Here is a 12,875-nt window from a genome sequence, read left to right as displayed (position 1 = left end):
CGTTCAGCGTTCCGGCCTGGCCGAACGCAGGCCATGCAGGAGCAGTTCCTTCGTGGCCTCCGCGGTGACGGGCCGCGAGAAGAGGTACCCCTGCGCCTGGGTGCAACCGACGCCGAGCAGCACGGGCACCGCGTCCGCCTCCTCGACCCCCTCGGCGATGAGTCCGAGCCCGAAGTGGTCGGCGAGGGTGGCGATGGCTCGCACCAACGCCTGATCCCGAGGGTTGATGGCCAACTCCGCCACGAAGGTACGGTCGATCTTCAGCGCATCGACCGGTAGGACCAGCAGGTGCGACAGGGAGCTGTAGCCGGTCCCGAAATCGTCGATGGCCACCGACAAGCCCAGCTCTCGCACGCTCCGCAGTGTCTCCGCGGAGCCCTCGATGTCGTCGACGACGGCGGCCTCGGTGATCTCGAGGCAGAGCGAGCGCGGATCGATCGCATACTCGGCGATGGTCGCGCGCAGCAGGTCCAGGAAGTCCTGGGAGAGCAACTGCGGCGGAGATATGTTCACCCGCAGCACGATCGACAGGTCCGGAAGCTCCGCGGCCCACGTGCTGTAGATGCGGCACGCCTCCACCAACACCCAACGACCCAGCGCCACCGACAGATTCGACGCCTCCGCAATGGGAACGAACTGATCCGGCGAGAGCAGGCCGCGCACCGGATGCTCCCACCGCACGAGCGCCTCGACCCCGACGATGGCCCCTGTTCGCAGATCGACCTCGGGCTGGAAGTGCAGGACCAGCTCGCCGTCGGCGATCGCCGACCGCAGGTGCAGTTCGATGTCGTTGCTCAACTCGTTGCGGCTGTGCAGAGTCGGGTCGAACAGCACCACGCTTCGCCCGCCCTGAGCCTTCGCCGCGATCACGGCCTGGTCGGCGTTGCTGATCAGGTCGTCCGCCGTGGAATCGGACGACGTGCCCACGGAGATCCCGATACTGAGTGTGCGCGAGTAGGTTTCGCCGCGGACCCGCAGGGGTTCCGCCGCGGTTCGCTGCTGGATCCCCTCCGCGAGCTCGACGGCCTCCTCCGCCACACACACATGATCGAGCAACACCACGAACTCGTCGCCACCCCAGCGGGCGATCGGCGTACCGGGAGGGAGGGAATCCACCAGTGTCGCCGCCACCGAGGTGAGGAAGGGATCGGATACGGCGGTTCCGAAGTTGTCGTGCAACGACTTCCACCGATCGAGGTCGACGAAGAGAACCGCGACCACATCGTCGACCTTCTCGTTCAGACGCTGGGAGAGCCTGTCGTAGAGCCCTCGACGATTGAGCACCCCCGTCACCGGATCATGCTCGACGAGAAATCGCAGACGGTCCTCGGCGCGCAGGCGCCCGAGCAACTGGGTGAACAGGGACGCGATCGCCACGAGGGCGCGTTCCTCCTCCCCACTCCACCGCTTGTCGCCGGATTTGGCGAACCCCAGCATCCCCACGTTCCGGCCGGCGGAGACCATCGGCACCACGGCTGTCGAGGTCGCCTCGAAGCCGGTCGCGGCCTGTACACGCTGCCGGTAGTCCTCGGCGGCGGGCACCGGACGGAAGAAGGTCGGCTTGGTGAGATGCTCGGTCTGCCGGAACACCGAGTCCGAGTCGAACGAGACCACACCCAGCGGATCCGGATCGGGAGCCTCGCGCGGTGGCCACTCCGCGACCAGGATCGACGTGCGGTTCTCCAGATCGGTGTGGCGCAGGAAGCAGACATCGATGTCGAACACCTGCACCAGGTCGCGGAGCACCCGCACATAGACATCATTGACGTTGTCGGCGTCCACGCCGATCAGATGCGCGGCAACTCGCGACACGACGGACTGCAAACCACGTCGTGAGTCCACCCGCACTCACCGCCTCAACTCGACCCCCGTCGAATTCGACTCTATGACATCCCACAATTCGGTGGGCTGCAATCAGATCGCGCGGCGACGGCTGCGGTACCCGCTGTCGGGTGCATGGGCGAGCCGCAAGACCAGCGCGAGCGACTCACCCGCGCCAACCCCCACGGTGTCGAGGAAGCGTGCGCGCAGGTCCGCGAGTTGCGGCCCGTAGGTCGGTGACAGCTCGGCGAACTCCTCCTCGGTCGCGGCGTAGATGAAGGTCGGCGAGACCGGGTGGACGGCGAGGCCCGCCTGCTGTGCTGCAACCCAGACGTACTCCACCGCGCCGCCGCCGCGAACGAAGTCGGTCGGTTCACTGCCGTCCACGGTGACCACTGCGATGGCCGACGACGCGGACACGCGATCGTGGGTGTCCTCCCCCAGGGCTCGGCCGGCGTCCCACTGGGCGAGCAGCTCCATCACCTCGGGCCGGCGCACCACGTCGAGCTTGACCACGTCGGTGCGATCCATCCCGAGGCCGATCACCTCGATGCCGGTGTCCGGATCGTCGTCGCCCGGCCATCGCAGCTCCGAGACCATCTCCCGGTGCAGCTGCGCGGTGAGGTACCGCAGCCGATCGGTCTCGCCCAGGATGTCGGCGATGGTTGCGACCGCCGCGCGATCGGTGACCACGTACACCCGGCCACCCTCCGCACGCGCGGCCGAGTCCAGCGCTGCCAGGGTGAGCTCGTCCAGCGGGGCGGGGACTCCGAGAGTGCGATTGGTGCCACGGGCCAGCACACCGTCGTACAGCGACGCCAGACGCTCGTCGGTCCCGTCGCCGTATTCCATTGTGAACGTGGACAACCGGTCGTGATCGACCTCCACACGCACCGGTCCCAGCCGATGATCACGAGCAGCTGCGACGCGGGCGTTGAACAGTGCAGCTCCGAGCGAGACGTGCGATCCGCGGAACTCGACGTCGAGGCCACTGGTGCGAGCCGGATCGACCCGCACTCGCAGGGAGCGATCGTCGGCGTCGATGCGCCACGGCTGGACGTTGCCGCCGGACGGTGCCCGCAGCACCGCGGCCACCACGGGATCGTCCGGCTCGGGTGGGGGCGGGGCCGAGGCGAGCGCGTCGGTGGTGGGACCGGGGTCCTCGATCCGGTCGAGGATCTCGTCCAGATGAACGCGGACGCGGCCGGAGTCGAGCCGTCGACCGAGACCGAAGCGTCGCACCGCCGCAGCGACGGTCGCGCCACCGAGACCGACCTCGCTCCCGAGCTGCGGCCACGTGGACACAGTGCGATCGACCTCGACCATCGACGCGGCCATGCGGGCGGACAACTGATCGGCACCGAGGATCGCCAGCACGTACGGCACCTTGTCGCGTGTGGACAGGCCCTTCAGATCCGCCGAGTCGATGGAGCCGGTACGGCCGTGGAACAGCGGACGAGCCGGATCGAGGTCGAACCGCTCGATGTCGAGCAGCCCACGGTCGCTGGTCTCCATGATCACCGGGATACCGCGGCGTCGCGCGTGCTCACGGACCAGGAACTTCACGTCGATGGAATCGCACTCCTCGATCAGCAGGTCGAGGCCGTCGGCGAACTCGGACGCGGTCTCCTCGGTGAATCCACGGGAATCGACCACAACCGACAGGTACGGATCGATCTCGGCGATTCGGCGGGCCGCCACCACGGTCTTGTTGACCCCGAGATCGAGAAGTGTCGCGGGGATCCGGTTGAGATTGGACAGTTCGATCTCGTCGAAGTCGGCGAGCCGAATCTCCCCGCACAGCCCGTCGAGGGCGATCGAGTGTGCAATCGCATGACCCACGCTGAGCCCGACGATGCCGACACACAGGCTCGCGAGTCGATCCTGCTCCTGCGCGGTGATCTTGTTGCGATTGCGGTCGAGTCGCAACCGGCGGAATCCGCGCGGGCCGAGCGTGGCGACGACGGTCCGGCGCCACGGGTAATGGACCCAGCGCATCGGCTCGTCCAGCAGATCGGTGTCGGCGACCGGCCTGATCGAGCGCAGGCCCTCGCGTTGCTGATCGAGGGTGTTCAGGATGGTCACGGTGGGATCGGCCGAGAGCTCCTCGAAACGGCGGCGCCCGACATCGTTGCCGACATCGATGATCTCGGCGGTGTGCGTACCCGGGTCGATCACGGTCACCACCGGTCCCGAGCGAACGGGCCGGTGCCGTCCATCACTGCCTCTGTGGCCCGCATCATCGAGTCGTACGCATCGGGATCGGCATGGTCGACCAAAGTGGCTCGGTCCCACCAGAAAACCTTGGTGCGGTACCGGTCGTCGGGGTAGGCGACGGCAGGAATGTGTTCGGCGATCACCGCACCAGCTCTCTGGTGCAGCCGCGCGGCATGGGCCGATGACGTGCAGAGCATGTACCTCGCATCCAACAACGCTCCGGCGATCGGCAGTGCCTGCGAGACCACGTCGGCTACCTTCCGGCCGGGCGGCTGCTGCTCGGCCACCCAGCCTGTCTTGCCTTCGAGCACCCCGTGCGGAATCCGCTCGGAGATCATGCGCCGCAACGCTGCTCGCCCGAACGGATCGCTGGCGAATTCACCATCGGCGTTCGTCTGACGCGGATCGGTGGCGGGGCCCTCGAGCCGGACACCGCCCAGAGCGCGCCCGTCGTCGTCCTGAGCAAGGAAGAACAGCGAGGTGCGCTCGCCGTCGGCCACCTTCTCGAGGTTGAGTGCCGCGGCCACGCCGAAGCGCTCGTAGGACCGCACGGCACCGTCCATGAACTGTGCCCACAGCTGCGGCTCGTCCGCCGGGCGGGCGATCACCACGCGGTAGGCCGCCGCCGGATCTCGGTAGTACCTGGTGGTGGGCTGGTGGTCCGAGAGTGACCCCGTACCGGTGATCAATCGCAGCTTCGATGTCCCGAGCATCGGTCTGTCCCTTCATGAAGAGTTCTCCTCGCTCCAGTAGAACAGCCGCCGAGAACGCTTACGGGGTGATTGAAAACCTTCCGCTTGATAAATACGTCACTATTACGACTTATGCCCTCATTTCGGGTCGGCCGAACGACTTCGAGGCTGGGCGTGAACGGTTGAACGTTTGACCGTCAGGCACCGAGGGCCCGCTCGATCACCTCACGGAACGGTGTGGTGGGACGACCGATGATCTGTTCGAGATCGGTCGACACGGTGTCGAGATCGCCATTCTTGGTGGCGGTCTCGGCGGCGGCCAACGCGGCGGCCAGGTCCGCGGGCACCCCGCCGGCCGCGAGCAGGCTCGCGTACTCGGCCTCGGTGACATCGCGATGGGTGATCTCACGCCCGGCCACCTCGCCGATGATCCTCGCGTGATCGGCGGACGTGAGACGCTCTCCGCCACCGAGCTCGTGGACCCGCCCCGACTGATCGTCGGCGATGAGGACGCGGGCTGCCGCCTCGGCGTAGTCGGTGCGCGCGGCAGCGGCGATCAGCCCGTCACCGCTGGCAGCGGTGTGCACACCCGTCTCGACCACATGGGCCAGACCCGGCAGGTAGTTCTCCGCGTACCACCCGTTGCGCAGGATCACCGACGGCACCGACGACCGCGCGAGATCGGCCTCGGTGCTCGCGTGGTCGGGAGCGGGGAACAGCGAGGACGTATCGGCTCGCAGAACGCTGGTGTAGGCCAGCAGTGACACCCCGGCGGCCTCGGCCGCCTCGATCACGTTGCGGTGCTGAGCAACGCGCCGACCCATCTCCGATCCCGAGATCAGCAGCACCCGCTCGACGCCGTCGAACGCCGCGCGCAATGCGCCGCGGTCGTCGTACTCCGCCACACGCACGCTCACCCCACGCTCGGCGAGCGACTCGGCCTTGGCGGCGCTGCGCACGACGGCGACCACGTCGGCCGGACGTACTCCGCCGGCGAGCAGGTGGTCGATGGTGAGCGCGCCCAGAGCGCCGGTGGCACCGGTCACCGCAATTGCCGCGCCACTGGAATCGGTACTCGACATGTTCGTTCCTTCCGTTCGCCCGCGGGGTTCGCGGGTACTGACGCTGGATACTGTACTAACATTTCATGCAGTGCAACATCGTCGGTCACCGGGTTATCCTCGAGCGATGGACGACGAGACCGATGCCTGCGGCACGGACGGGTTCGAGCCGGACGTGTTCAGCCGGCACTGCCAATCGCGATCGGCCCTTCAGCACGCGACCGGCCGCTGGGCAGGGCTCGCGCTCGCGGCGCTCTACGACGGCGACCTCCGTTTCGGTGCCCTGCGGCGACGCGTGGACGGGGTGAGCGAACGCATGCTCGCCCGAACGCTGCAGACCCTCGAGCGCGACGGCATGGTGCACAGGTCGGTTCTCGAGACCATTCCCCCGCACGTGGAGTACTCCCTCACTCCCCTGGGCCGAGCGGTGGCCGAACGTCTCACCGACCTGATCTCGATCATCGAGACGAACATCGAGACCGTGCTGCAGGTTCGCGGTGCCTACGACTCCGACCACCCGTCGCATACCGTCTGACATGCGAAAAATGACGATCCGTTCCCCGAAATATGGCTGAAACAAATCTCGAGGTCGGAAATTTCCCACAGCGCCGTTCCGGCTTTCAATAATCCGGTAACAGGTGCTAGAAAAGCGGAATGATGATCGTGGTCGCCATTGTTGCTACGTGGTTTGCGCTCGCCGCGTTCGCAGCGGTCACCCTCGGCCGCGTCGCCGCCCGCGGTGACTGCGAAGAACTCGGATCGCATACCGACCTCGACCACCCTCTGGTACGAAGTCGGCTGGTCGACACCACACTCGACGCCGTCCGCGAGCCCTCCTTCAGCCCCTGACGTCCGCGACGAACGGTCACCACACCGGCGATCTCGTGCCGGACGCCTCTCGGGGAGCCAACGAGCGGTAGGCCGACGCCACGGCATCGACGGCCGCGCGTAGCTGCTCCTGACCGAGTGAGAACGGCAACCGGATCCACCGGTCGAAGGCGCCGTCCACCCCGAACCGTGGCCCCGCGGCCAACTCCACCCCGTGCGCCGGCCCCACGGCCGCCAGGGCCGTCGACGCCTCGGTGGGCATCTGCAACCACATCGACATACCGCCGGGCGGCAAATCGAACGCCCAGTCGGGCAGGTGCTGCTCCACCGCCCGCGCCAACACCCCGCGCTGGTGGCGCAGCACCTCGCGGCGGGGTCCGAGTATGTCGGCATGCTCGGCGAGCAGCGCTGCGCATGCCAGCTGATCGAGAACCGGGGTGCCGATGTCGAGCGCCGCTCGCGAGGTGACCAGACGCGAGATCAACGTGGGGCGGGCACGGATCCACCCGACCCGCAGGCCACCCCAGAACGACTTGGACGCGGACCCGATGGTGACCACGCCGCCCCCGGTCCCCGTGTCGAACGACGCGGTGGGCGGCGGGGGTGGCTGATCGATCCACAGATCCACCATCGTCTCGTCCACCACGAGCATCATCGAGCACTCGTGAGCGATGGAGACCAGTTCGGCACGACCGGCCTCGTCCAGCACCGCGCCGGTCGGATTGTGGAAGTCCGCGAGCGTGAAGGCCACGCGCGCCGAGGTCTGCTTGGCAGCGCTGCGAATCCCGGAGAGATCCCACCGGTGCGGCGTCGACAGCGGTGGGCCCGGCAGCAGCGGGACGGGCACGGTCACCGCCCCGGTACGCCGCAGCGCCTCGAGAGCGTTCGGGTACGTGGGGTGATCGACCAGAACGCGATCACCGGCGCCGATACCGACACCGAGCAGCAGACGCCACGCGTGCTGGGCGCCGCTGGTGATCATGATCTGATCCTCGGTGGTGGGCAACCCGCGCTCGCAGAATCTCTGGGCCACCGCCGACCGCAGCACGGCAAGACCCACAGGCTCGAGACCGTGACCGGAGAGGTACGCCGGAAGTGCCTCCAGTGCAGACGAATACGCCGACAGGACGGCGTCGTCGGGCGCGGCCATCGCCGCGTGAGCCATGTCGATCACCGGCCCCGGTGCGAGCGCCGACAATCTCGAAGCCGACGACGCCTGCATGCGCGCACCCGGCGGCAGCGCCACCGTGGAATGGGCGCCCTGCCTGCTCAGCAGGTACCCCTCCGATCGCAACACCGCGTAGCAATTGGTGATCGTGGTGCGCGAGAGCCCCAGTTCGGCGGACAGATCGCGTTCACTGGGCAGGGCCGAGCCGAGCGGGATACGACCGTCGTGCACCAGCAGTCGAATGCCGTCGGCCAGAGCCCGATAGGTGGGCCGGGCCGGGCGGCCGTCGCCGACACGCCACTGACCCAGATCACGCGCCAGGTGGGCGGCGGTCAGGACGCGAACGGGCACCCCACCAGTATCGGTTCGACTGGACCTCCATCACAAGGCCAGTGACCGATCACCCACCCTCGACGACCCGCGGGTCAGGCGAGGATGTCGTGCCGGACGATGGTCTGGTCACGCCCGGGACCGACCCCGATGTAGGACATCCGCGCGCCCGAGAGTTCCTCGAGCCGCTCGACGTACGCGCGGGCATTGGCGGGCAGCTCCGCGAAGGTGCGGGCAGCGGAGATGTCCTCCCACCATCCCGGCATCTCCTCGTAGATCGGGCGCGCGTGATGAAAACCGGTCTGCGTCATCGGCATGTCCTCCACCCGCGTGCCGTCGACGTCGTAAGCGACACAGATGGGCACCGTGTCCAGCGAGGACAGCACGTCCAACTTGGTGAGGAAGTAGTCGGTAATGCCGTTGACACGCGTGGCGTAGCGGGCGATGACGGCGTCGAACCAGCCCGTGCGGCGCGCCCGGCCCGTGGTCACACCCACCTCGCCGCCCTGCTTGGCCAGGTACTCGCCGTGGTTGTCGAACAGTTCGGTGGGGAACGGGCCCGAACCCACCCGCGTGGTGTACGCCTTCAGAATGCCCAGCACCGTCTCGATGCGTCCCGGCCCGATACCCGAACCCACCGCGGCACCGCCTGCTGTCGGGTTCGACGACGTCACGTACGGGTACGTGCCGTGATCGACATCGAGAAGCGTGCCCTGTGAACCCTCGAGAAGCACCGTCTCACCGCGCTCGAGGGCCAGGTTCAGGGCCAGACGGGTGTCGGCGATCCGGTGCTTGAAGCCGTCGGCCTGCTCGAGAACCTCCTCGACCACCTGCTGCGGATCCAGAGCGCGTCGGTTGTAGATCTTCGAGAGCACCTGGTTCTTGAACTCGAGAGCCGCCTCGACCTTCTGGGTGAGGATCTTCTCGTCGAGCACGTCCGCCACCCGCACCCCCACGCGGGCGATCTTGTCCTGATAGCACGGACCGATACCGCGGCCCGTGGTGCCGATCTTGCGGGCCCCGAGGAAGCGCTCGGTGACCTTGTCGATGGCCACGTGGTACGGCATGATCAGGTGCGCATCAGCGCTGATCAGAAGCTTGGAAGTATCCACGCCGCGCTTCTCGAGCCCGTCCAGTTCGGTCAGCAGCACACCCGGATCGACCACCACGCCGTTGCCGATGACGTTGTTGGTTCCGGGAGTGAGGATGCCGGACGGGATCAGGTGCAGCGCGAACTTGTCACCCCCGGGCAGCACCACGGTGTGGCCGGCGTTGTTGCCGCCCTGGTACCGAACCACCCACTGCAGGCGCTCGCCGAAGAGATCGGTCGCTTTGCCCTTGCCCTCGTCGCCCCACTGGGCGCCGATGAGGACGATTGCCGGCATGAGAGTGCTCCTACGGTCCGACGCACCGAAGATCGGCGCGAGCCGGTGGCACAGTCTAGCCCAGCGCACCTGCTCCGACCTCGGGTGCCGCGCAGCCGCGCGGGTGGGATAACCGGCCGTTTCACAGCGTGTCGATCGAATCGACGCTCACGTAACCTGACCCGACGTCGACGATGCGTACCGTGTGCGAGCCCGCCGGCAGGCCCACGCTCGTGTGCACCGCGCGCCCGACCGTCCGAACAGGGTTGTAGAGGTCGACCGTGCGAACCCGCACGCCGTCCACCCACACCTCGGCTCGTCCCTGATCGGGCCCGACGATGCTGTTCCAGGTGAAGCCGGTGCCGGTGAAGCTCATCGACACCTCGTTGCCGGCGGCGTTGGAGTTGTGGCACGTGGCCCGCTCACATCCCACGGCGTACGCGGTGCTCCACGAGCCCCGATAGGTCAGGGCCGGATCGGCGTCGTCGACGGTCCGGCCTGTCGAGACGGTTATCGCGTCGACCGAGACCCACGCGGTGGACTCGGTGACCAACCGCAGCACGTGGGCTCCGGGCGACAGGCCCGTCACCCGGTACACCGGGACGCCGACCTGACGCACCGGATTCGACAGATCGACCGTGCGGTCCAGAACGCCGTCGACGTACAGCTGTGCTCGACCCTGATCCGGTCCGAGAATGCCGATCAGGGACGCACCGGTGCCCGTGAACGAGAACTGTGCACTGTTGCCGGCGACGTTGCTGTTGTGGCACGTGTCCTCCTGGCAGCTGCCCGGATCGGACACCTGCCACGGGCCGGTGTAGGAGATCGCAGGCGACGCGTCGTCGACGGTGGTCACCAGTTGCCGCGACCGCCACGAGTCGTTGGCGCCGGTCACCGCCGCCACCGAGTCCCGGCCCTGCGTCAGGTCACCCCACATGCGCATGGCCATCGCGATGGACTGATGGGTGAGGTAATTGTGCTGGGCGTACTTGGTCAACTCGTACTGGCTCACGCGCGGGGTGATCGGAGCCGTGTCGCCCGCCCGCACGCCCCAGTCGCCGTTGTCGACGAGCACGTTCCCGAATCCCTGCTGGCCGGCGAGCGGGCCGTCGAGAATCCGCCCCTGCGCGTCGGTGCGGTACTGCCAGCCGGTGTTGTTCTCACCGAAGGCGTAATCCTGGTACGCGGTGTACACCGGCGCGTTGGGCGGGAACTGGACGTTGAAGGAGTAGATCCGATCCGGATTCCCCGCTCGCAGAGCTGAATTCACCAGAGCCGTGGGGAACGGGTAGTAGTTGCCACCGTCGTCGAACAGCCATCCGCTCAGACCGCGGCCGTAGCGGTTGCCGATCTCGGTGACGATGTCGATCCAGCGGCCGATCGCCTTCTCCTTGCGCGCCCAGAACCCGGTCGGGGACACGCCCCAGAACGCGTTCCACCAGTCCGCGTTCGGATTCTCGTCGTGCCCGGTGTGGTAGTAGAACATCACCCGGATCCCGCGGTCGGTGAACGCCTTGATCATGGCCCCGAGGTAGTCGGTCTGCGTGGTTCGTCCGGGCAGCACCGCGTCGACGGCCGAGATCGGTGCGGCGATGTAGTACGAGGTCCACGAGATCGACCAGACCACGTATCCGAACCCCATGGAGCGCACGTTCTCGGCGAGGGTGTCGAAGTTCGCGTTCTGGTACACCACGGGCCAGGCCGGCTGCGAACCGTCGGGATACGCACCCCACTGACCCCACTGGTAGAACGCGCCCGTGGGGTTCGATCGCATCCAACTCGCGTCACCGTGGCCGGCGGCGGCCGCCGCGTCGATGGCCGCGATGCGCGAGGCCGGGGCCAGTTCGAGGGAGAGCAGACCCATGTTCAGGTTGCTGCCCGCGACCGCGCGCACCGTCAGGGTCGATCGGCCCGCCGGGATCGGCAGGACGCCGAAGCGATCCTTGCTCCAGCCGGAGACGGCGGTGGCGTAGTTCTTGCGCACCGACGACGTCTGCGAAGCCACCTCGATGGTCCCCGACGCCCCGGAGATCAGCACGTCCACCGAATAGTCCTGCGCCACAGGGCTGTCGACGGTCCACGTGAAGGTCTGCGATGTGCTCGTCCACCCTGTCACCGGGTTCCCGTGCCAGGCGTTGGTGATGGGGACGGTGAGCCCCGGCGACATCGTCGCCTGCGCAGCGCGCACGTACGACAGATCCGTCTGAGACAGGTCGACCCAGCCCTTCGAGGCGTCGTTGGCGGTGTAGAACGACGTCAGCGTGTCGGCTGTGGCCGAGGGGCTCTGCGAGGCCGACGGGGTCGGTGGGGGTGCAGGGGCAGCCTGTGCAGTGGCGGCCGGGCCGGCCAGCACGAGGACGGCGGCCACGGCCGCCGCGCAGAGTCGTCGATGAATCGATCCGTGCACGAGACCTCCCGGTCCACCCGAAGCGAGTGAGAATGAGACGTGGATCACGTCTCATCGACGACCATAGGATGTCTAAAGAACTCTCGGGGTCAATTTCTCGAAATCCATCCGAGACGTGCTCGATTCATTCCATGTTTGGCCAGGCGGATCTCACAGTGTGGCCGTGAGAGCGTGCATGTCCATCGCGTCGCCCCGCAGCGCGTCGTCGGGGCCGAACTCCTGCGAGGCGCGACGCAACCACGCCTCCGAGGTGGCGATGTGCTGGGCGGCAGCCGCCTGAGCCAGGCCCGGATCGCGCGCCTCGATGGCGCCGAGGATCGCCTCGTGCTCGCGGATCGTGCGGTCGACGGCGTCGGCGTCGCGCAGCCCGCGCAGCACCCGTACGCGCTCGGTGCTGCGGGCGATCCCGTCGAGAATCGAGAGCAGGAACTCGTTACCGACCACCTCGGCGATGCTGCGGTGGAAGGCCATGTCGTGCTCGACCATGTTCTCGATGTCGGTGCGGGCCTCGACCATGGCGTCGAGGTGGCCGCGGATCAACGCCACGTCCGTGGACTGCGCACGCGCCGCGGCAGCCGCGGCCGCCGCCGCCTCGAGCACCCGTCGCACCTCCAGAACCTCGACCAGATGGCGGTCACGCAACAGGTCGACGCCCTCACCGAGGCCCTCGAACAGCAGCGAGGGCGAGAGCTCGGTGATGTACGTGCCGTCACCTCGTCGCACGTCGAGAACCCGACGTGCCGCGAGCACCTTGACGGCCTCCCGCAGCGGATTGCGGGACATGCCGAGTTGGGCCGCCAGCTCCGCCTCCGGGGGTAGCTTCTGGCCGGGATTGAGCGCGCCGGAGCGGATGAGGTGCTGAATTCGAGCGACGGCGTCATCGACGAGTGCCATGGGAACCTCCTGGCAGGTGGGCTGTGGGACGTCCTCGATCTGCTGATCAGTCCCATGTTTACTGCATCTATTGGGCGTCACCTGGGTAATTTA

Annotated in this window: 10 protein-coding genes; 2 read left to right on the top strand and 8 right to left on the bottom strand. The window is 67.6% G+C overall.

The features are described from left to right. Window positions 1–3 precede the first annotated feature (3 nt). The 4 genes from ACY48E_RS03000 to ACY48E_RS02985 form a co-directional block, all read right to left on the bottom strand. Window positions 4–1,812, bottom strand: a complete 1,809-nt coding sequence (locus tag ACY48E_RS03000; RefSeq protein WP_462870613.1) for a putative bifunctional diguanylate cyclase/phosphodiesterase — start codon at window positions 1,810–1,812, stop codon at window positions 4–6. A 102-nt stretch (window positions 1,813–1,914) separates the two neighbouring features. Continuing rightward, the gene (locus ACY48E_RS02995; protein ID WP_462870612.1) at window positions 1,915–4,005 is read right to left on the bottom strand and encodes an Rv1355c family protein; all 2,091 of its coding nucleotides are present in this window, start codon (window positions 4,003–4,005) and stop codon (window positions 1,915–1,917) included. Further along, on the bottom strand, window positions 4,002–4,751 hold the full coding sequence (locus ACY48E_RS02990; protein ID WP_462870611.1) for a hypothetical protein: 750 nt from the start codon (window positions 4,749–4,751) through the stop codon (window positions 4,002–4,004). The genes ACY48E_RS02995 and ACY48E_RS02990 overlap by 4 nt, the downstream gene beginning before the upstream one ends. A gap of 176 nt (window positions 4,752–4,927) precedes the next feature. Continuing rightward, window positions 4,928–5,812, bottom strand: coding sequence for an SDR family oxidoreductase (locus ACY48E_RS02985; protein WP_462870610.1), 885 nt, complete (start codon window positions 5,810–5,812; stop codon window positions 4,928–4,930). Window positions 5,813–5,918: 106 nt separating this feature from the next. On the opposite strand from ACY48E_RS02985, the gene ACY48E_RS02980 reads away from it, so the two are divergent. Further along, window positions 5,919–6,326, top strand: coding sequence for a winged helix-turn-helix transcriptional regulator (locus ACY48E_RS02980; RefSeq protein WP_462870609.1), 408 nt, complete (start codon window positions 5,919–5,921; stop codon window positions 6,324–6,326). 119 nt (window positions 6,327–6,445) lie between these two features. Continuing rightward, the gene (locus tag ACY48E_RS02975) at window positions 6,446–6,640 is read left to right on the top strand and encodes a hypothetical protein (RefSeq protein WP_462870608.1); all 195 of its coding nucleotides are present in this window, start codon (window positions 6,446–6,448) and stop codon (window positions 6,638–6,640) included. Between the two features lie 16 nt (window positions 6,641–6,656). Here ACY48E_RS02975 and yczR read toward each other — a convergent pair whose 3' ends face one another. The 4 genes from yczR to ACY48E_RS02955 form a co-directional block, all read right to left on the bottom strand. Next, complete coding sequence (yczR, locus tag ACY48E_RS02970) at window positions 6,657–8,138, bottom strand: MocR-like transcription factor YczR (protein ID WP_462870607.1); 1,482 nt, start codon at window positions 8,136–8,138, stop codon at window positions 6,657–6,659. A 74-nt stretch (window positions 8,139–8,212) separates the two neighbouring features. Beyond that, window positions 8,213–9,502 (bottom strand): adenylosuccinate synthase, encoded by a 1,290-nt coding sequence (locus tag ACY48E_RS02965; RefSeq protein ID WP_462870606.1) that lies wholly within the window; start codon window positions 9,500–9,502, stop codon window positions 8,213–8,215. 121 nt (window positions 9,503–9,623) lie between these two features. Further along, on the bottom strand, window positions 9,624–11,888 hold the full coding sequence (locus ACY48E_RS02960; protein ID WP_462870605.1) for a hypothetical protein: 2,265 nt from the start codon (window positions 11,886–11,888) through the stop codon (window positions 9,624–9,626). A 150-nt stretch (window positions 11,889–12,038) separates the two neighbouring features. Then, window positions 12,039–12,782: a FadR/GntR family transcriptional regulator gene (locus tag ACY48E_RS02955; RefSeq protein WP_462870604.1), complete on the bottom strand. Its 744-nt coding sequence runs from the start codon at window positions 12,780–12,782 to the stop codon at window positions 12,039–12,041. Window positions 12,783–12,875 lie beyond the last annotated feature (93 nt).

The organism is Rhodococcus sp. AZ1 (assembly GCF_054979605.1).
This window is presented reverse-complemented; position numbering and strand designations above follow the sequence as displayed.